The organism is Salinadaptatus halalkaliphilus, assembly GCF_006543045.1.
Taxonomy (GTDB): domain Archaea; phylum Halobacteriota; class Halobacteria; order Halobacteriales; family Natrialbaceae; genus Salinadaptatus; species Salinadaptatus halalkaliphilus.
Genome location: NZ_RBZW01000003.1, coordinates 258,772 through 277,767, shown reverse-complemented (window position 1 = coordinate 277,767; position 18,996 = coordinate 258,772). Strand labels below are relative to the sequence as shown.

Here is an 18,996-nt window from a genome sequence, read left to right as displayed (position 1 = left end):
GCGACCCGTTTCTCGACCGATGGTAGGCGACGTGCGATACCACACCACCGGCTCCGGAACCCCACGGTTCGGGCGTGCGAGCAGATCCGTCGGCCTTTTGGCCTCCCGGACCCGACAGTCGTTCAGACAGATGGCCCGGTATCACATCGAGACGTACGGTTGTACGTCAAATCGCGGCGAGAGCCGCGAGATCGAGCGCCGGCTGCGAGATGCGGGCCATCACCGCGTCGAGGGCGCCGACGAGGCCGACGTGGCCATCCTCAACACCTGTACCGTCGTCGAGAAGACCGAGCGCAACATGCTCCGGCGGGCCGAAGAACTGGCCGACGAGACCGCCGATCTGTTCATCACCGGCTGTATGGCCCTCGCCCAGGGCGAGGAGTTCGCCCAGGCCGACGTCGACGGCCAGGTCCTCCACTGGGACAAGGTCCCCGAAGCGGTCACCAACGGCGAGTGTCCGACGACCACGCCCGACGCCGACCCCATCCTCGACGGCGTCGTCGGCATCCTCCCCATCGCACGCGGCTGTATGTCCGACTGTTCGTACTGCATCACCAAGCAGGCCACCGGCAAGATCGACTCACCCTCGATCGAAGAGAACGTCGAAAAGGCCCGCGCCCTGTTGCACGCCGGCGCGAAGGAGATCCGGATCACCGGCCAGGACACCGGCGTCTACGGCTGGGACGAGGGCGAGCGCAAACTTCACCGCCTGCTCGAGCGCATCTGCGACCTCGAGGGCGACTTTCGCGTCCGCGTCGGGATGGCCAACCCGAAAGGCGTCCACGGTATCCGCGAGGAACTGGCCGCCGTCTTCGCCGAGCACGACGAACTCTACGACTTCCTGCACGCGCCCGTTCAATCGGGCTCGGACGACGTGTTAGGTGACATGCGCCGCCAGCATCAGGTCGACGAGTATCTCGAGGTCGTCGACACCTTCGACGACGCCCTCGAGTACTGGACGCTCTCGACGGACTTCATCGTCGGCTTCCCGACCGAGAGCGCACACGATCACGAGCAGTCGATGGCGCTGCTCCGGGAGACCCGGCCGGAGAAAGTTAACGTCACCCGCTTCTCGAAGCGGCCGGGCACCGACGCCGCCGACCTGAAGGGCCTCGGCGGGACGGTCAAGAAGGAACGCTCGAAAGCGATGAGCGCGGCCAAGCGCGACATCGTCGGCGACGCCTACGAGTCGATGGTCGGAACGCGCCGCGAGGATGTCCTCGTCGTCGAGGACGGCACCGCCGACTCCGTCAAGTGTCGTGATTCGGCCTACCGCCAGATCATCGTCCAACGTGCCAGCGAGCACGGTATCGAGCCGGGCGACTTCGTCGACCTCGAGATCACGGCCCACGAGACGATGTACGCCTTCGGCAAGCCGGTCTGATACGGTTTACTGTAAGTCAGTACCATCGGGGAAACTACGTTCTGGTCGTCTCCAGGGAGGTGGCGTTGGGGAAGCGTTCTTCACAGCGCCTCGAGTGCGTCTTCGATCTCTTCCCGGGGCAACGGTGAGATCCAGTCGTCGGCGACGAAGGCGTACTGGACCTCGCGGTCGGCATCGAGGACGAACGCCGAGCGCCACGGGGTCGAGACGTTCGCCATGTGGTCGCGGTCGGCCAGTAACTCGAGGGACTCGCCTACCGCGCCGTCGACATCGGCGAAGAATCGAAAATCCGGTCGATCGAGCCAGCGGAGAAACTCGTTCTGGGCGTAGGGGCCGTCCCGACTCACGCCGAGAATCGAAACGTCCTCGAACTCGTCCCAGCCCGCCCGAACAAACTGTTTCCACCAGTTCTGTGCGATCGCACTGAAGGCGAAGCCGGTACAGACGACGACGGCGCCTCGAGCGCCGACGGCAGCAGAGAGCGTCGTCGACCGAAATGTCTCGCCGTCGCACAACGGTGCCTCGAAGTTCGGAACCGTCTCGCCGACTGTCGGTGGCATACCACCATCTGCGTCGCCGCCGTGAAAAATCCTCGTCACCCAGCAACGAGGTCGGTCCCCGTGGTACCCGGTACCAAAATTGATTTGTACGTCTCCTCGGTATACGATCCGTGTGATTCAGTTGCAGCCAGTCGCGGCCGTGGGCGTACAACCAGGACGGACCGATGCAGGTCACCGACTCACGGGCACCGATGACTGACGACGAACCGGATCGGCGAACGCTCTCGACGGCGGAGCTTCGCGAACGCGTCGCGGCGGCGAAAGAAGCGGTGACGGACGACGCTCGAGCGGACGCGATCGAAAAACAGCGTGCAGCCGGGAAGTTGACGGCCAGAGAGCGAATCCAGTATCTCTGTGACGAGGGCAGTTTCAAGGAGTTCGGCCAGCTCGCAGCGCCGGCACCGACGACGCCGGAAACCAGAGACTGGGAGCGCGAGGACGCGCCGGCAGACGGGATCATCACGGGAACCGGCGAGGTCGACGGCCGACCCGTCGCCGTCGGCGCGACGGATTTCACCGTCAAAGGCGGCTCGATCGGCCACACCGGTGGGAAGAAGATGCGCCGCGTCGGCGAACTGGCGCTGCGCCGAGGCTTTCCGTTCATCCTGCTGCACGACGGCGGGGGACACAGAATCCAGGAGGGGTTAGACGCCCGACCGTACGCCTCCGGCGGCGATTTCGTCTTTCAGGCGAAACTGTCGGGCTGGGCACCACAGATCTCGGCGATGATGGGGCCGGGGTTCGCCGCACCGACGAACTATGCCGCGACGTGTGACTTCGTTCCGATGGTCGAAGATCAGGCGACGATGGGCGTCGCCGGCCCGTCGCTGGTCGAAGCTGCCCTCGGCGTCGAACTCTCGAAAGCGGAGATCGGCGGCGCCGAGTTCCAGACGAGCGTCACAGGGATGGCAGACGTCACGTACGAAGACGACGAGGCGTGTCTCGACGGCATCAAGCGTTTCCTCTCGTATCTTCCCAGCAACGCCACCGAAAGCCCGCCGCGTCGCGAACGGTACGAGCCGCCGACCGAGGACGCCATCGACGCGCTCACGGACATCATTCCGGCTAATACGAAGAAAGGCTACGACATCTACGACGTGATCGAAGGGATCGTCGACCAGCGCTCTTTCTTCGAACTCAAACCGCGGTACGCGCCGAACATCGTCACCGGGTTCGCCCGCCTCGAGGGCCAGCCGATCGGCGTCGTCGCCAACAACCCTCGCCTGAAGGCGGGGACGTTCGACGTGCCGGCTTGCGACAAGTCCTCGCATTTCGTCAGCATGTGTGACGCGTTCGGGGTGCCGTTGCTGTTCCTAATGGACGTGCCGGGGATCCTGCCGGGGCCGGACTCCGAGGAGGAAGGGATTGCCCGCCACTCCGGGAAGGTGATGTTCGAGATAAACCGCGCGACCGTCCCAAAGGTGAGCGTGGTCCTCCGGCGGGGCTACGGCGCCGGATACGTCCTGATGGGCGGCGGCCGATCGACACGCAACGAGTTGACGGTCGTCTGGCCGACCGCGGAAGTCGCCGCGATGGGGATCGAAGGCGCGGTCGATATCGCCTACCGGCGCGAAATCGAGCGTGCCGACGACCCGGAGCAACGACGCGAGGAACTCGTCCGAAAGTTCATGAACCGAACGGGGGCGATACGAGCCGTCGAGGCGTTCGGCGTCGACGCCGCTATCGATCCGGTCGAAACGCGAGAATGGGTCGCCGACACGTTCTCTCGATCGGAAACGGCGTACGACGACGAGTGGCCGCCGAAGAAACACGGCATCAACCCGATCTGAGCGCCTCGAGACGAGCGGGCACGACGGACCGATCCGGATCGGCGGCGATCCGACGGGCATCACTGATACGGTTTACTGTAAGTCGTTTCCGGTGCAACCGCAGGACGGGACGCGGTTGCACCGGTAAACCGTTACAGCAATCCGTATGACTGTTTCGAATCCTGTTTGTGCCGTCGTCTCTCGGTTCCTGTGTGTGGCATCGTCTTTCGGTTCGTCGTTGGAAACGATGACCGCCGACGACACTCCCTCTGGATCGACCGAGACGGCGCTTGGCCCCACCGCGAGTTCGTGACCGACCGTGACGACCCAGTGACACCGACACTTTTGCCCGTCCGAGCCGAATCACGGCCATGGTCACACTGTACCGTCTCGAAGGCTGTCCGTACTGCGAGATCGTCGTCGATCGACTCGAAGAACTCGATCTCGAATACGACAGCGTCTGGGTCGAGGGACTCCACTCGAAACGTAACGAGGTCAAACGCGTCTCGGGCCAGCGACAGGTACCCGTCGTCGTCGACGACGACCAGGGCGTCACGATGGCCGAATCCGAACGCATCCTCGAGTTCCTCGACCGAACGTACGCGTCGTGACTGGGCCGTCGGTTACTCGGCTTCGATCTCGTGTGGGTCCAGTCCCGGGTCCTCGACTGCGGGCGCACCGAGTGCGAGAACGACGCCCTGGTCGTCACCGACGTACCGATGGCCGTGGCCGATTTCGGGTTTGGCGATCCAGAACGTCCCCGGCCCTGCGTCGACGAACTCCTCCTCGCCGGAGCGACCGAGTTTGAGCGAGAACTCGCCTTCGACGACGTAGAATAGCTCCTCTTGCTCGCTGTGTGCGTGATACTGAATCTCCTCACCGGGTTCGAAGTACCAGAGTTTGATCTGGACATCGTCGGTTTCTAAGACCTCGTCGATCGCTCGAATCTGGAGGTCCGGTGGAATCTCGTCGACTGCCGAGAGATCGGTCATCGGGACGTCGTCGGTGTGTACGACCTTGTATTCCATGCCACTAGTGAACACGCATCAATAACTGAAAAGTGTACGGACCGACGGTCTCCCTTGCTGGTTGCCCGGTTCTCGGCCGTGTTATACGGACTGCTGTACGTCGGTACTGGAACGACCGCGAGCGCTTGCGGTCGCTCCGAGAAACGGTACAGCAGACCGGATCACTCGACGATAACCGCGCTGTCGGCGTCCGGAAGCCGCGTGTCGTCTTGGGCCGCAAACGCATCTCGCAGCCGATCGTACGTGTCGTCCAGGGCCTCGACGATGACCGACGTCTCGCTGAGTACCGGCATGAAGTTGGTATCTCCCTCCCAGCGAGGGACGACGTGCGTGTGCAGGTGGTCGTCGATCGATCCACCCGCGCCGTCACCGAGGTTCAAGCCGGCGTTGAAGCCGTCCGGCTCGAGTGCGACCTCGAGCGCGTCGAACGTCCGCTGTTTCAAGCGGGCGTGATCGAGCAGTTGGTCGTCGTCGAGGTCGCTGTACGCGCCCGTGTGTAACCGTGGAATGACCATCGTGTGGCCGGGATTGTACGGATAGTTGTTGAGCAACACGATGGCGTGGTCGCTGCGAGCGACGAGGAGGTTTTCCCGATCGGTCGACTGAGCAGGGAGTTCACAGAAGACGCAGTCGTCGATATCGGGATTCTTTTCCTCCCGTCTAATCCACTCGATCCGCCAGGGTGCAAAGACCTGGTCCATACGACGACTACGTCGCAACTGTAAGTCAGTGTGGTGATGTCAGCCGTAACCCGTCGCGATCGTGCGAAACGGCCAACAGCAGTCGGTATGCGGTGGGCCAACTGACCACGTGGGTAAGCAGCTCTTACTTGTGTTTGCGTATACCTTCGGACAGCCGAGACTGGCTATTAAACGGTATCGAACGGTCTCGTGGCGCCGATACCGTCACGGCTGGGACGACTCACGACTCGAAATGACGCGTGCTTTTAAGACAGCACTACCGCAAGTAGGCAGGTAATGGCAACGACAGATGGCTCATTCAACGGAATGACCGAGCACTGTGACAGCTGTGGCCTGGATACCTTACACGAGGTGTCGGTCCAGATTCGCACCGAAAGCATCAAAGAAGAAAACGCACAGTTCTCACGCGAACCCTACCGCGTGAGCGAGTGCCAGCAGTGTGGCCACCGCTCGAGTCAGCGGATGAACAACGCGTAAGACGACGAACCGCGCCGATCGACCGTTGGCAACGTGCCCGGTCACCGACACCCCCACAAAACCCCCCTACACTTTTCGGCGTACAACCCGGCGAGTGACGACCTAGGTCGTGAGTTCCCAGCCGCGTTCGGTTCGCCTGACGACGCCTTCGTCGGCCATTCGTTCGAGGAGTTCGGCGACGACCTCGCGTGGCGCCTCCACGTCGGTGCTGAGTTCGCCGATCGATTTCGGCTGCGTTCGAACGCTCGCGAGAACGTCGGCATAAATTCGACTTTCGGGGCCGATACCGGCCGTCTCCGAGATTTGATCCAAGACATCACAGAGGCGTCCCTGCACCCAGCGTTGGGCCAACGATAACTCGTTTTCGAGTCGTTCGAGATCCTCGAGCGTACCGAGCAACGCCTCGAGTTCGTCGGTTTCGTCCGACGTGACATCGAGCGTGAGATGACGGCAGGTCGTAATATCGAAACTGTTGTTTTCGGGATAGGCACTCTTGCTCGCGAAACCGTAGGGAGAGACGGTGACCTCGAGACGAACGTTGCGAGCAATGTGGAAGTACTTTCGACGCTGGTCGTCGATGCGGCTTTCGATCAAGCCGGCCTCCTCGAGTTTTCGGAGGTGTTCGATGACCGCTTTCGGGCTCACACCGATGTAATCCGATATTTCGGTGACGTAACACGGCTTGCGGGCGAGAAGCCGCAGGATTCGCCGCCGGTTTTCGTTGCCCAGTAAGTCCAACAGCGCGGCGGAGTCCATCGGAGGGCCGTATGGCATCGGTGCTGAAAAGCGTGTCTGCTCGCGGGCGAATACAACAGCGTACGAACAGTTACCGCTCGGGCGTCGTCGCCGCCGGACCACTGTCGGAAGCCGAACCCGATGTCCCAGCCTCGGGTGGTCCCGCTCCGTTGCTGGCGTCTTCCGATCCAACGGTATCCGGCTCGGCGCCGGGGCTCGTGTCGTCGCCGTTCGCGCTCGATCCGGGCATCCCCTCGGTCGGTTCCGGACGGTCGGCCGGCGGCTTCTCGTCGCCGGAGCCAGCGCCGTCGGCCGTGTCGTCGGCGCCTGTGTCACCTGGTGGGGTCTGATTTTGGGCTGGTGTCTGGTTCTGCGAATGGGTTCCAACCGGTGGTCCGCCACCGCGTTCCTGTGCGATCGCGGCGACCTCGGATCCAGCAAGCGTCGACGTGTTCGCGTGGAGCTGGCTCAGTCGGTCACTGCTAACGCCTGCCTCGGCCGCTCGCGGTTTGGTCGCGTTGATAGCTCGCTCGAGCGACGATATTTCGGCCATCAATTTCGCCGATCGTGGCTCGTAGGTCGGCCCGGACTCGTTGAGTTCGTCGTAGTCCTGCTCGAGTCGCTCGAGTCGGTCCTCGAACGCGGCAGTTCTGTCCGCGACCATCTCGGCCTGACTCTCGTTGGACGCGTTCTCGAACGCCGCCTCGAACATCCCTGACTCCACCGTCTGTTCGGTTTCGGCAGCACTGGTTTGCATGAACGTCGCGACCGTCGTATTCGATCCCGACTCGGTCGCGTTCGCCGCGGTATGGCCGCCGGTCTGGGGACCGGCGCTGACGGCCGGTGCGATCGCCAGCCCGACGACGCCAACGATCACGAGCGCGACGAGCAGCCGGATCGGTTGCATCACGTCTCTGTGCCGTCGAACATCCTAAAAAGACGGACTTTCGTTCGAATCGTTCATCGGCCACTATAACGCGACGAGAGTGATCAAAAGCGTTTATTAGACTCGCTTCTAGCCTAAACGAGTCGCCACACGTCACGGACTCGAGACCACTGCTCGGGAGTCTCCTCGGAGTTCGTCGATCCCGACGCTGGGATCGATAGACAGGTCAATTTAAATCTGTTCGCAAATAGTTATACGGCTCCGGTCCTTGTGTACTGGTACCAATGTTCGAGGTGTTCTCACGCAGCTACTATCTCGGACGTCTCTACGTGACCCCGACCGACCGGGATCACGCCATCATGCACAGCGACCAACACGAACGAATCAACGAAGCAGTGTATACAACGGGCGACGGGATCGAGTCGCTCGAGACGCCGCTGGTGATGAAACTCCAGTCCCAACACTTCGCGGTCCACGGCGACGAATCGGTTCCGGCCAATACGCTCGCGCTTCCCGAGTCGTTGCTCGAGGGAAGCGAAATACGAAATCCGCCGTCGCTTCGGGAAGTGTTTCTCGCCCGGCGAGAGCGGGCCAGACAGTTGCTCGAGTTTGCGAGTGGCTGGGAGCCACCCGGCGTCGAAACAGCGGACCGTGACGGCCCGGAACCAGACGATGGCTATCCCGGCGTCGGAACCTAAAAGTAGTCTCGCTTCGCGTGTTCGCCCGGATGTTCGACGTCGACGAGTTGCTCGGCCGCGCATCGCTGAAAGAGCGTATCGACGAACTCGAGGCCGAAAACGAACGCCTGCAGGCCCAGTACGAGGCCGAATCCGAACGCCGAGCCGACGCTGCGACGGCCAGACAGGACGCCGAGCGGGAACTGAACCGACTCGAGGATCGCATCGCCCAGCTCGAGGGCGAACTCGAGCGCGTCCGCGAGGACGAGACCGATCTCGAGTATCGCCGGCGTGAGCGAGTTCGCGGCGCCGAACTCGACGGTATCGTCGACCGACTCACGTCGTTTCGGACCGGCCCCGAAGGTGCGCTGACGACAACCGTCGACGCCGGACTCGACGACATCGATACCGACCTCGAGGCCGTGCTCGGCGACCGGATTGCCCTGCTCGAGGACGCCACGCCCTGTCTGTGCTGTCTCGACGACGCCAGCCTCCTCGCGATCACCCTCGATCCGCCCGTCCGCCCGGATCTTGAGGAGTCCTGGGACGATCGATTTCGACTCGAGCGCGAGTGGTTTTTGCCGACCGGACGCTACGTCCTCGCACTCGTTCGAGCCGACCTCTTCGCCGTCGGCCGCTACGATGACGGCGACCGGACCGACTACCGCGGGTTCGAAAGCGATGTCAAAGGCAGCCACTCCAAAGGCGGCTTCTCGCAGGCCCGATTCGAACGCATTCGTGACGAACAGATCGACGACCACCTCGAGCGCTGTCGCGAGACGCTCGAGGCCTACGTCGACGACGCGGCCGCCGATCGGCTCTATCTGGTGGGCCAACGAGGCGTCCTCGAGACGCTCGTCGCGGAATCGACCGTCGATCCGGTCGCGACCGGCGCCGTCGACGCGACCGGCGAGCCGAAATCGGCGCTCGAGGACGCCCATCGATCGTTCTGGACGACCGACGTTCGCGTGCTTTGATTGTCACGGCGAATCAGCGCGAACATCGACGGCTATAGCCGTTGTCGCTGACGGTCTCCACTCGGTTAGCGACGGCTGACGGCGACTCGACCCGCGTCGGTGTCGAGTTCGAACCCGAACGACCGCAGCCGTGCGGGGGCTCGACCCTCGCCGTGAATCAGGATCTCCACGAGGTCTGTGGGTTCGTCGACGTCGGTAGCCAATCGGAAGGAGTCGACCGTCTCGAGCGTCGCATCGACCTCGCGGGCAATCGCACAGTGATCGAGATAGGAGCCACCGTGGTAGTCGACGGAGAATTCGGGATGGGACACGACGAGTGCGTTCGTGCCGCCGCCACGACCCGGCGCGATGGCGACGTCTGCGACGGACGTAAAGAGTGCCTTGAGTGCGGTCGGCGTCGCCAGTGCGAGATCGGCCATGACGACGGCGACCGGGTCGTCGCCGGGTGCGGGTAACCGGGCGTCGACGGCCGCCGTCAGCGACCGATCGTCGATCTCGACCGACACCGAGTCGGCCGCGAGGACGGACGCTGCAGCATCGAGTGGCGCCGTCGAGACGACCGTCGGCTCGTGACCCGTCTCGAGAATCGCCTCGAGAACGTCGTCGAGCATCGCGCGGGCGAGCGTCGATCGCTCGTCGGGCGAGAGCACCGGCTCGAGGCGCGTCTTCGGCGACTCGGCGGCGAACGGAACGACGACCTGCATCTATCCGGAGTATCGAGTGCTTGCTCAAAAGTACGTCGACCGCGTGCCACCGCAACCGGTTCGTGCCCCCCGACACGAACGCAGCTGCCTAAAACAGCGGTTCGAGTTCGTCCTCGTCGTCTTCGACGAGTTCTTCTAAGTTCTCCTCGCTTTCGGCCTGAATGTCGTCGATGTTGTCCTGGGCTTCGATCGCGACCTGTTGGAGTCGCTTGATCCGTGGGACGTTGGTGACACCCGAAAGCAGGATAGCTGCGGCGACTTCCGGTTCCCCGCGTGGATAGTCGCCACCGCGGACTTCCATGCTACCGGTTTCCTCCTCGAGCCACTTGCGGCCGCGTTCGATGCCTTTTCGGTTGAGATAGTTCGAGGGGCCGGCGAGGACGAGCAGCGCTCGCTCGGTGCCTTCGATCTCACAGGGCAGCGTGAGGCGTCCGAGCGCGGCTTTGCGGACGAGGCTCGTGATACGGTTTGTCGTGTTCGCCGCGTCGAGATCGTCGTTGCCGCTGTCGTCGCCGGTAAACCGAGAGAGGAGGCCGCCCCCCTGTTCGAGTTCGACCTGTTCGCTGGCAAAGCCGACCGTCGAGACGCCGCCGCCCGAGAGCGTGTTGATGATCTCCGAGGAGTCGACGACACTCTCGGCGACATCTTCGCCTTCGCCGACTTCGCCTGCACCGAAGAGAATGCCGAATCGTCTCACGATCTCTTCGTTGATCTGGTCGTAGCCGCCTTCGACTGACTCGCCGGTTTGACGCCAGGAGTCGTTGTCGAAGACCAGCAGGTTGTCGACCTCGCGGACGAACGTCTGGAAGGATCGAGCGGCGTTGAGCGTGTAGATTCCACCTTCGTCCGTCCCCGGAAGCACGCCGAGTCCGTAGACGGGAATCGTATAGATCCGTTTGAGGTGTTTCGCGAGGACGGGTGCGCCACCGGATCCGGTACCACCGCCCATCCCAGCGACGATCAGGAACGCGTCGACCTCGTGGGTCGGAATCTGATCGATCGCGTTCTGGACTTCGTCGATGTCCTCCTCGGCGATCTCCGCGCCGAGTTCGTTGTCTGCACCCACGCCGTGGCCCTTCACTCGGGCCTGGCCGATGAGTACGCGGTTCTCCTGTGGAATGCGCTCGAGACCCATGAGGTCTGCTTTCGCGGAGTTCACCGCGATCGCGGCGCGGACGATTCCGCTACCCGTCCGATCGTCGTACTCGAGAAAACGATCGACGATCTTGCCACCGGCCTGTCCGAATCCGATCATCGCCAGCTTCATTATTTGTCAGGGGGCTCCGTTGGATAGGAACAGAGTGATTAAGACTATAAATCTTTTGATGATGTGAGTTTCTCTCATAACCGAATGTCAGGAAGAATCGACAGACAGCGCCCGTTTTTCGTCAGTGCACGCTACCTGTGGGCAAAGCGACACACTGACGTGTTTGCGCTTTTATAATAATGGTTTGGGCCGTGTTGCCGTGTATCGGTGCCGCGGTTGGGACTCTGTCAGGGAGCCACACGGCGTGACTGTCGCGAGTCCACACCCAGTGCGGACTCGAGGCTCCGGAGATCGTCCGCTTCGTAGCCAAAGACCGACGCGTCGTTGTCGGCGACGGTGTTGTCGATCTCGAGCGAGCGCGCCTGATCCGTCCCGAAGGGAACAACGGGAATCGGATCGATCACGGAGAGTCCGAGTTTGGCGAGCGACGTGGGGATCGGCAAGACCGTCACGGACCTGCCTTCGGCCGCGTAGACGAGTTTCGTCACGTCCGCGAGGGTGAGCACGTCCGGCCCGGCCACCTCGTAGATTTCGCCGACGTGCTCGTCGTCCTCGAGGGCGTCGGCGAGCATCGGGGCGAGATCGCCGACCCAGATCGGTTGAAACCGAGTGTCTCCGCCGCCGGGAAGCCCGGTCACGTACGGCGTCGTCAGCGTCTTCGTAAAGCCGACGAACTCGTCGCCCTCGCCGAAGACGACCGACGGGCGGAAGATCGTCCACTCGAGATCGGACTCGCGAACGACCGTCTCTGCCTGTCCTTTCGCACGGAGGTAGGCGGTCGCGGCGTTCGGATCGGCGTCGAGACCGCTCATCTGGAGGAACCGGCCGATATCGCCCGCTTCGGCCGCCCGCACGAGGTTCTTCGTTCCGCCGAGGTGGACCGTTTCGTGATCGAGTTCGCCCGTCGGCTGGTACAGCGGCGACAGCGAGACGAGGTTGACGACGGCGTCGTGATCCGCGACGGCGTCGACGATCGAGTCGTAGGCCGTGACATCGCCCACCGCCGACTGGACGCCTTCGGGCGTGGCGTCGTCCGGATTCCGCGAGAGCGCAGTCACCTCGTGGCCGCGTGCGGTGAGCTCACGACACAGATTCGTCCCGATAAAGCCGGTGCCGCCGGCGACGAGGATTCGCATACACGAACCGAACAGTCCCAGCGATAAATAGCTGATCGGTAACCAGCGTCGGTGAGGCTGGATAGGCACCATCTAAGTACCACACCCACCGAGACGTGGATATGCTGGTCACGCTCGAGGGACTCGACGGCAGCGGGAAGACGACGGTCTGGGGGGCCCTCCAGGAGTCGTATCCGGACGCGACGTTCACTCGTGAACCGACCGACGACTCTTGGTACGGTGAGGCCGTCTACCGGTCGATCGAGGACGCCGATGCCGATCCGCTGGCCGAACTCTTTCTCTACACCGCCGACCACGCCGATCACCTCTCGCGGGTGATCGAACCCGCCATCGGGCGCGGCGATCTCGTGATCTCGGATCGCTACTCCGACTCGCGGTTCGCCTATCAGGGCGCGACGCTTGCGGCGTCGGATCGGCTCGCGCTCGAAGACCCCCTCGAGTACGTGGTCGATGTCCACGAGCCGTTCTCGATCGAACCCGATCTCACGATCTACCTCGACGTCGAGCCGGAAACGGGAGCCGAACGCGCGGGCGCGACGAACAAGTTCGAACACGCCGACTACCTCGCTGCCGTCCGTGACAACTACGAACGACTGCTCGAGCGCGACCCCGACCGATTCGCTCGTATCGACGCGAATCGAGAGCCGGCTGCGGTGCTCGAGGCCGTCAAAGACGTCCTTGCCGAGAACGTCCCGTAACGATCGCTCCCAGGCCGGTCGACGGCGCTCGTTCGATAGTGGAACTTACTCCATCGCGATGTAGGTCTGTGTATCTTCGACGCCCTCGATCCCCTGGATCTGGGTCGCGGCGATCTCTTTGACTGCCGCCGGTGTCTCGACCTGTGCTTTCGCGATGATGTCGACGTCGCCGGCGACGATGTGTGCCGACTCGACGCCGGCGATCGCCGTCATTTCGTCTCGAAGCCGATCCGCGTCGCCCGTGTTCGCTTTGATCATGATAAATGCTGTAACCATCAGGAAGCACCTCCATTCGTCGATCCGGCAGTCGTAACTATCTGCTCGGGATCCGCCCCGACGAGCAGCTGTCGCACCTCGCTCAAGACGTCGAAGTCCGCGAGCACGACGAGTCGGTCGCCGGCCGCGAGCGATTCGTCTTCGGACGGTATCTCGAGGTCGCCATCGCGCTTCCCAAAGGCCAGGACGGTCGCGTCCGCCGGCAGCTCGAGTTCACTGATCGTGTAGCCGTTGACCGGTGCGTCGTCGGTGATCGTCAGCTCGACGATCTGTAGGTGGGGCGCGATGTCGGCGACCGCTCGGATCGTTCCGCCAAGCAGGGCGTTTTTCGCGCCGATAGCGCCGAGGCGTTCGGGGTAGACCACCTCGTCGACTTCGTCCGCGTACTTCCGGTAGATCTCTTCGCGGTAGGCCTCGTCGATGCGCATGATCGTCCGGCAGCCGTAGTGGTTTGCGATCATGCAGACGGTGAAGTTGACGTTCAGATCGCTGGTCAGCGCGCCGACCGCGTCGGCTTTCGTCACGCCGGCTTCCTCGAGGATAGCCTCCTTGGAGCCGTCGCCGTCGATGACGGTAAACTCCTCGTTGCGAGCGCGTCTGACTAACGCACCGTCACGCTCGACGAGGACGATCTCGTGACCCTCCTCGCGCAGGACTCGCGCTGTGCGCAGCCCAACCCGTCCGGCCCCGATAATCACGAACCGCATAGGGCGCTATACGGTGGCCCCTGGCAATAAGGTTGTCCCCAATCCACACACCACAGATTTATGATACTATCGGCCGCCGATCGAGGTCGACACGGCGGCGGGCAAAGGCTTTAGTCGTGTGGGAGAGTACCACACCCCGACCGATGGTTCACGCATTTATTATGGTGAAGACGGCTGCCGGATCGTCGGAGGGGCTGCTCGAGTCGATCAGGGGCTTCGAGTCGGTCTCGAACGCCCACATCGTCGCCGGCAACTACGACATCATCGTCGAAACCGACGCCCCGGAAGTCTACGACGTGCTCAAGGCCGTCTCGTCGGATATCCAGGGACTCGAGGGCGTCACCGAGACAAAAACGTACATCGCGATGGATTGATACGGATTGCTGTAACGGTTTACCGGCGCAACTGCCGCCCGGGTCGCGGTTGCGCCGGCAATGACTTACAGTAAACCGTATGAGTCGGGCTATCGTCGGAACTCACATGGGCATGCCGCCAGCGTCACCGTCCGCCTGCTCCCCGCGTTGTTGGGCGTTCTCGAGCAACGTCCCGGCCGGCCCGCGGTACTCGTAGCCGGGAATGATCCCCTGTGCGTAGGTCCCTTCGACGAACTCGACCAGTGTTTTCGCGTCCGCGACGCCCTCGCCAGCATCCCGCGCCGTATACTCGAGGCGAACGGTAACGGTGTCGTCGTCGCGCGAGACGGTAGGGTTGTCGTGCGTCGTTGTCTGTGCGACGGTAAAGATGTCGGCGAGTCGCCGCTTGAGGGTCTCGTACCAGCCGTCTTCGACGGCGGTAGCGACGCGTTCGCCGGCGACGGCGTTATCGAGGGTCGGAAGGGTGACGGTGACCGCGAATTCCCCGTCGCGAGCGCCGTCTGCGGGTGTCACGTCGACCGCGGCGTCGAAAACAGTCGTCGTCAGTCGATAGGTGTCGTCGGCTGGTTCGAACGCGTCGTGGCGCTCGAGTTCGCGTTCGACGGCGGATGGACGTTCGGCGTCGGTCATTAACACGGATTACTGGCGAGACGGCAAAGGATGTTACGCTACGATCGATTCGGTGCCCGGAAAGGGGAACCGAACCCGGCGGTTACCGGACCGTTTCGAGACGGTAGCAGATCCTTTCCGATGTAAACGCCGTTCATTACTACAATCGATATCGACGTTGGTCGGTGATATGGCTCTCGATAGACATGCTGCCGAACGCCGTCGGTTCGCTCGCTTGCTCGGTACCGATGGCGAACCCGGCTCTGGGTTACCGATCGGCTCCGAGACGACGCCGTCTGACGACTCGCGAACGGACGACCCCGTTCCCGATGTCGACCGTACCGAACCCGGTCGCTCTCCTCCTTAGGACACTTCTCGTTCCTCGAGGAACGAATTGAGCGCCGTCGCGACTTCTTCGAAGTCTTTGACCGTCAGTCCGTCGGTCGTCACGAAGACGCCCTCGCTGTCGGTGGTAACTCGGATCAGAAAGCCGTTGTCGAAGACTCGAATCGTGTAGTTGTAATCGCCGAGTTCGGACCCTTCGTAGGCGGTCTGGGCGGTCTTGAAGCCGCGCCACTCGTGACCGATAAACGTCGAGAGGTCCGCATCCCGCTCGAGATCCTCCCGGAGGTACACCTGCTCGAAGTCGTCCCGATCGAAGTATGTGACCGATCGGAGACTGTCCCCGATCGCTGTCCGGCAGGTCGTGACGATTCGATCGGCTGCCCCTGAGGTGAGTAGGCCAGTGCCCATACCGGACGATTGGACCGGGAGACCTTAATCACGGGGGGCATTTTGAACGCGCTGATAGTACCGGATCGATCTATCGAGTAGTGTCCCGAATCAGGCCTGCGCGATGGCCTGCTCGAGGTCGGCGATCACGTCGTCGACGTCCTCGATGCCGACCGAGAGACGCACGAGGTCGTCGGTGGTGCCGCTCGCGAGTTTCTCCTCCTCGGTGAGTTGCTGGTGGGTCGTGCTCGCAGGGTGGATGATCAGCGTCTTCGCGTCGCCGACGTTCGCGAGCAGGCTGGCCAGATCGACCTCGTTACAGACCGTCTCAGCGGCGTCGTAGCCGCCCTCGAGGCCGAACGTGATCATGCCGCCGTAGCCGCCCTCGAGGTATTTTTCGGCGTTCTCGTGAGTTTCGTGGCTCTCGAGGCCGGGATAGTTGACCCACGCGACATCGTCGTGATCCTCGAGGTACTCGGCGACGGCCATCGCGTTCTCGCAGTGTTTTTCCATCCGCAGGGGGAGCGACTCGAGTTTCTGCAGGGTGACCCAGGCGTCGAAGGGCGCCTGCTGGTTCCCCAGATCGCGCAGGCCGCGCGTTCGGGCTGCCAGCGCGAACGCCTGCTCGCCGAAGGTCTCGTAGAAGTTGACGCCGTGATACGCTGGATTCGGCTCGGCGACCTCGGGGTAGTCGCCCTCGTCCCAGGGGAAGGAGCCGCCGTCGACCAGGATACCGCCCACCGTCGAGCCGGCGCCGTGGATCCACTTCGTCGTCGAGTTCCAGACCAGATCCGCACCGTGCTCGAGCGGGCGGCACAGATACGGCGTCGCGAACGTGTTGTCGACGAACAACGGCACGTCGTGATCGTGAGCGATGTCGGCGATGCGTTCGATGTCGGGCGTTACCAACGCGGGGTTACCGATCGTCTCTAAGTGGACGAAGGCGGTGTCGTCGTCGATGGCCTCCGCGTAGGCCTCGTAATCGAGCGTGTCGACGAACTTCGTCTCGATGCCGCGCTTCGAGACGGTGTGGGTGAGGTAGGTGTAGGTGCCGCCGTAGAGCGACGACGCCGAGACGATGTTGTCGCCAACGTCGGCGAGGATGAAGGTTGCGAGGTCGAACGCGGCCATTCCCGACGACGTGGCGAGTGCGCCGACGCCGCCTTCCAGCGTCGCGATGCGCTCTTCTAACATCGCGTTCGTCGGGTTCATGATCCGCGAGTAGATGTTGCCAAATTCTTCTAAGCCGAACAGTGCAGCGGCGTGGTCCGTGTCGTCGAACTCGTAGGAGGTCGTCTGGTACAGCGGCGGCGCTCGAGCGCCGGTCGTCGGGTCGGGTTCCTGGCCCGCGTGGATGCTGTCTGTGGCGAACTCTCGGTCGGTAGTCTCGTCGCTCATGTATCGTACTCTGACACGCACGGCGTAAAACAGTGTTGTGGGCAGTCCCGGTCGAACGGAACACGCGGACGACGGTCTTCGCAGCCGCGCCCCAATCCGTTCGGTCGCCCCTCGAGTGGGTTAGGCTTCGCCGTCCGCCGACAGCGGTCCGTACGAGTCCCCGCCCTCGTTCCGGTCCGTTTCGGGACGGTCGATCACACCCGGCAGGCGGACGGTCACGGTCGTCCCGTCCGTGGTATCGAACTCGATGTCGCCACCGAGCGTTCGGACGCACCAGACGACGAGCCACAACCCGAGTCCGCTTCCGTGTTCGAGCGATGTCTCCTCGCCCTGTTCGAGAACCTCGAGTTCGTGGGCTGGTACGCCGGGGCCGTCGTCGACGACCGAGACGACGGCGACGCCGTCCGCGGTCCCCTCGAGCGTGATGGCGACCGACGGCGACGCCGCGTCGGTGTGGACGACGGCGTTCTCGGCGAGGTTCGTGAACAGCTGGACGAGCAGTGCTCGCTGGCTCTCGAGTGTCAATCCAGCGGGGACGTCGACGTCGACGCGACTGTCGGTTGTGGATTCGACGTCGGCGGCGACCGTCTCCAGTACCGCCTGAAGCGAGACGGGTTCTGGCTCACCCTGAAGGGAGTCGAGGGCTCGTTCGAATGCCCACGCTTTCTCGGCCATCCCGATGACGCCCGTGATGTCGGTGTGGGCGTCCTCGAGCATCGCCTGCAGTTCCTCGTCGTCGGTTCGATCCGCGACGATGCCGACGTAGCCCTCGGCGACGTTTAGATCGTTGCGAAGGTTGTGCCGGAGGATCCGATTCAACACGTCGAGTCGCTGTTTTCGCTGACGGCGGTCCGTGATGTCCTGTAGTAACACGGTGTAGCCGACGACGCCCCCGGTCGATTCCCGAAGCGGCGAGGTCGAGACTGCTAGTTCGCGGTACTGTCCAGCGTCGTTGCGGGTGATGATCTGGTTGTCCGCCGTGAGGTCGATCTCCAGTTCCACGACCGCCTCGAGGTCGCGCCCGAGCACCGCCGACTGGGTCACGTCGAACGCCGATTCGGCCGCCGGATTCAGATCGACGATCCGCTCGTTGGGATCCACGACGAGAAACGGGTTCTCGAGGTCCTCGATCGCGGATTGGTCGGCCCTGCGACGGGTCGAGGGACTGAAGGTGAACATGTTGCTCCCGACGAACGCGTACGCATCGAAGAGGACGTGCGGGAGAAACATGACCGCCGAGAGATTGAGCTGTGGAACCGGCCCGATCTCGAACAGCCACGCGAGCAGGGCTATCCCCGGTGGGAGCGTGCTGAGTCCGACCGCGAGCGCCTCTCGCCGGTAGAGCGGCCCGTAGCTGACGACGGTGTCGAACAGCAGGAGCGTCCCCGAGGCGGCAAACACCGTCCCGATCATGATCGCGACGTAGGCCCAGGCCTCGAACTCGTAGGAAACCGTCGCCGCGCCGAAGACGGGATCGATCCGAAACTCGCTCCAGACCAGCGAGTGAACGGGGTTGGTCACCACGAGCACGGTCGTCACCACCGGCAGGAGTGCCAAGAGCCCGAACCACGGCGTCCGGATAAGGGATCCTCGACCGGTGTACTCGAGGCCGAACGCCAGGAACGGCAGCCCGGTCCACATGATCGCGACCCAGGTCAGCATTTCCATGCCGATCCGGAGGGTCGGATCGAAGACGAGCAACGAGATGCCATAGGAGAAACACCACACCGACTGTGCGACCAGCGTCAATACGAACCAGTTGACTCCGGGTTTCCCCCGATGACGCCAGAGGTACGCTAACAGCAGAACGGATCCAGCCCCCGCGAGCAACGAACCGGTGACGGGCCAGGGGGGCACCAACACAACAGTGGGTGTTCAGTAGTCGGGATCTTTGCTGTTGT

23 protein-coding genes are annotated in these 18,996 nt (G+C 63.1%); 9 read left to right on the top strand and 14 right to left on the bottom strand.

What is annotated here, in order from left to right; genetic code table 11:
- Positions 1-130: 130 nt before the first annotated feature.
- Entirely contained in the window at positions 131-1,384 is a 1,254-nt protein-coding gene (locus tag D8Y22_RS01450) for a tRNA (N(6)-L-threonylcarbamoyladenosine(37)-C(2))-methylthiotransferase (protein ID WP_141462776.1), read from the top strand.
- Positions 1,385-1,464: 80 nt separating this feature from the next.
- Here the strand turns inward: D8Y22_RS01450 and D8Y22_RS01445 are convergent, their stop codons facing one another.
- Positions 1,465-1,944: a redoxin domain-containing protein gene (locus D8Y22_RS01445; protein ID WP_141462775.1), complete on the bottom strand. Its 480-nt coding sequence runs from the start codon at positions 1,942-1,944 to the stop codon at positions 1,465-1,467.
- A gap of 164 nt (positions 1,945-2,108) precedes the next feature.
- On the opposite strand from D8Y22_RS01445, the gene D8Y22_RS01440 reads away from it, so the two are divergent.
- Positions 2,109-3,734, top strand: coding sequence for an acyl-CoA carboxylase subunit beta (locus D8Y22_RS01440; RefSeq protein WP_246084325.1), 1,626 nt, complete (start codon positions 2,109-2,111; stop codon positions 3,732-3,734).
- A gap of 350 nt (positions 3,735-4,084) precedes the next feature.
- Positions 4,085-4,324: a glutaredoxin family protein gene (locus D8Y22_RS01435; RefSeq protein WP_141462773.1), complete on the top strand. Its 240-nt coding sequence runs from the start codon at positions 4,085-4,087 to the stop codon at positions 4,322-4,324.
- 12 nt (positions 4,325-4,336) lie between these two features.
- Here the strand turns inward: D8Y22_RS01435 and D8Y22_RS01430 are convergent, their stop codons facing one another.
- Both D8Y22_RS01430 and D8Y22_RS01425 read right to left on the bottom strand, forming a co-directional pair.
- Positions 4,337-4,741 carry a cupin domain-containing protein gene (locus D8Y22_RS01430; protein ID WP_141462772.1) on the bottom strand — a complete coding sequence of 135 codons (405 nt, stop codon included), beginning with the start codon at positions 4,739-4,741 and terminating at the stop codon, positions 4,337-4,339.
- 161 nt (positions 4,742-4,902) lie between these two features.
- Positions 4,903-5,442 carry an HIT family protein gene (locus D8Y22_RS01425; RefSeq protein ID WP_141462770.1) on the bottom strand — a complete coding sequence of 180 codons (540 nt, stop codon included), beginning with the start codon at positions 5,440-5,442 and terminating at the stop codon, positions 4,903-4,905.
- Positions 5,443-5,718: 276 nt separating this feature from the next.
- On the opposite strand from D8Y22_RS01425, the gene D8Y22_RS01420 reads away from it, so the two are divergent.
- On the top strand, positions 5,719-5,919 hold the full coding sequence (locus D8Y22_RS01420; RefSeq protein WP_141462769.1) for a DUF7835 family putative zinc beta-ribbon protein: 201 nt from the start codon (positions 5,719-5,721) through the stop codon (positions 5,917-5,919).
- A 102-nt stretch (positions 5,920-6,021) separates the two neighbouring features.
- On the opposite strand, the gene D8Y22_RS01415 is transcribed toward D8Y22_RS01420, so the two are convergent.
- Together D8Y22_RS01415 and D8Y22_RS01410 are read right to left on the bottom strand one after the other, a co-directional pair.
- Positions 6,022-6,675 (bottom strand): ArsR/SmtB family transcription factor, encoded by a 654-nt coding sequence (locus tag D8Y22_RS01415; protein ID WP_141462768.1) that lies wholly within the window; start codon positions 6,673-6,675, stop codon positions 6,022-6,024.
- Between the two features lie 70 nt (positions 6,676-6,745).
- A complete protein-coding gene (locus D8Y22_RS01410; protein ID WP_141462767.1) occupies positions 6,746-7,561 on the bottom strand; it encodes a hypothetical protein in 816 nt (271 codons plus the stop codon).
- Between the two features lie 263 nt (positions 7,562-7,824).
- Here D8Y22_RS01410 and D8Y22_RS01405 point away from each other — a divergent pair, with 263 nt between their 5' ends.
- Together D8Y22_RS01405 and D8Y22_RS01400 are read left to right on the top strand one after the other, a co-directional pair.
- Positions 7,825-8,238 (top strand): DUF5802 family protein, encoded by a 414-nt coding sequence (locus D8Y22_RS01405; RefSeq protein ID WP_141462765.1) that lies wholly within the window; start codon positions 7,825-7,827, stop codon positions 8,236-8,238.
- A gap of 29 nt (positions 8,239-8,267) precedes the next feature.
- Complete coding sequence (locus D8Y22_RS01400) at positions 8,268-9,194, top strand: Vms1/Ankzf1 family peptidyl-tRNA hydrolase (protein WP_141462764.1); 927 nt, start codon at positions 8,268-8,270, stop codon at positions 9,192-9,194.
- Between the two features lie 65 nt (positions 9,195-9,259).
- Here D8Y22_RS01400 and cofC read toward each other — a convergent pair whose 3' ends face one another.
- The 3 genes from cofC to D8Y22_RS01385 all read right to left on the bottom strand — a co-directional run bounded on the left by cofC (position 9,260) and on the right by D8Y22_RS01385 (position 12,301).
- A complete protein-coding gene (gene cofC / locus D8Y22_RS01395; protein ID WP_141462763.1) occupies positions 9,260-9,898 on the bottom strand; it encodes a 2-phospho-L-lactate guanylyltransferase in 639 nt (212 codons plus the stop codon).
- Between the two features lie 88 nt (positions 9,899-9,986).
- Positions 9,987-11,165 (bottom strand): tubulin/FtsZ family protein, encoded by a 1,179-nt coding sequence (locus D8Y22_RS01390; protein WP_141462762.1) that lies wholly within the window; start codon positions 11,163-11,165, stop codon positions 9,987-9,989.
- 227 nt (positions 11,166-11,392) lie between these two features.
- The gene (locus D8Y22_RS01385; RefSeq protein WP_141462761.1) at positions 11,393-12,301 is read right to left on the bottom strand and encodes a complex I NDUFA9 subunit family protein; all 909 of its coding nucleotides are present in this window, start codon (positions 12,299-12,301) and stop codon (positions 11,393-11,395) included.
- Positions 12,302-12,402: 101 nt separating this feature from the next.
- On the opposite strand from D8Y22_RS01385, the gene tmk reads away from it, so the two are divergent.
- Positions 12,403-12,999 (top strand): dTMP kinase, encoded by a 597-nt coding sequence (gene tmk, locus D8Y22_RS01380; RefSeq protein ID WP_141462760.1) that lies wholly within the window; start codon positions 12,403-12,405, stop codon positions 12,997-12,999.
- Positions 13,000-13,044: 45 nt separating this feature from the next.
- Here the strand turns inward: tmk and D8Y22_RS01375 are convergent, their stop codons facing one another.
- Entirely contained in the window at positions 13,045-13,275 is a 231-nt protein-coding gene (locus tag D8Y22_RS01375) for an Lrp/AsnC family transcriptional regulator (RefSeq protein ID WP_141462759.1), read from the bottom strand.
- A complete protein-coding gene (locus tag D8Y22_RS01370) occupies positions 13,275-13,982 on the bottom strand; it encodes a potassium channel family protein (RefSeq protein WP_141462758.1) in 708 nt (235 codons plus the stop codon). Before D8Y22_RS01370 ends, D8Y22_RS01375 begins: the two co-directional genes overlap by 1 nt.
- Positions 13,983-14,125: 143 nt before the next feature.
- On the opposite strand from D8Y22_RS01370, the gene D8Y22_RS01365 reads away from it, so the two are divergent.
- Entirely contained in the window at positions 14,126-14,356 is a 231-nt protein-coding gene (locus D8Y22_RS01365; protein ID WP_141462757.1) for an Lrp/AsnC family transcriptional regulator, read from the top strand.
- Between the two features lie 102 nt (positions 14,357-14,458).
- On the opposite strand, the gene D8Y22_RS01360 is transcribed toward D8Y22_RS01365, so the two are convergent.
- Positions 14,459-14,986: a DUF5813 family protein gene (locus D8Y22_RS01360; protein ID WP_141462756.1), complete on the bottom strand. Its 528-nt coding sequence runs from the start codon at positions 14,984-14,986 to the stop codon at positions 14,459-14,461.
- A 169-nt stretch (positions 14,987-15,155) separates the two neighbouring features.
- Here D8Y22_RS01360 and D8Y22_RS22140 point away from each other — a divergent pair, with 169 nt between their 5' ends.
- Positions 15,156-15,332 (top strand): hypothetical protein, encoded by a 177-nt coding sequence (locus D8Y22_RS22140; RefSeq protein ID WP_174811718.1) that lies wholly within the window; start codon positions 15,156-15,158, stop codon positions 15,330-15,332.
- Here the strand turns inward: D8Y22_RS22140 and D8Y22_RS01355 are convergent.
- The 3 genes from D8Y22_RS01355 to D8Y22_RS01345 form a co-directional block, all read right to left on the bottom strand.
- Positions 15,329-15,718 carry a DUF7522 family protein gene (locus D8Y22_RS01355; protein ID WP_141462755.1) on the bottom strand — a complete coding sequence of 130 codons (390 nt, stop codon included), beginning with the start codon at positions 15,716-15,718 and terminating at the stop codon, positions 15,329-15,331. The two genes, D8Y22_RS22140 and D8Y22_RS01355, sit on opposite strands and share 4 nt — an antisense overlap.
- Positions 15,719-15,808: 90 nt before the next feature.
- Positions 15,809-17,095, bottom strand: a complete 1,287-nt coding sequence (locus D8Y22_RS01350; protein ID WP_141462754.1) for an O-acetylhomoserine aminocarboxypropyltransferase/cysteine synthase family protein — start codon at positions 17,093-17,095, stop codon at positions 15,809-15,811.
- A gap of 120 nt (positions 17,096-17,215) precedes the next feature.
- Positions 17,216-18,952, bottom strand: coding sequence for a histidine kinase N-terminal 7TM domain-containing protein (locus tag D8Y22_RS01345; protein WP_246084324.1), 1,737 nt, complete (start codon positions 18,950-18,952; stop codon positions 17,216-17,218).
- Positions 18,953-18,996 lie beyond the last annotated feature (44 nt).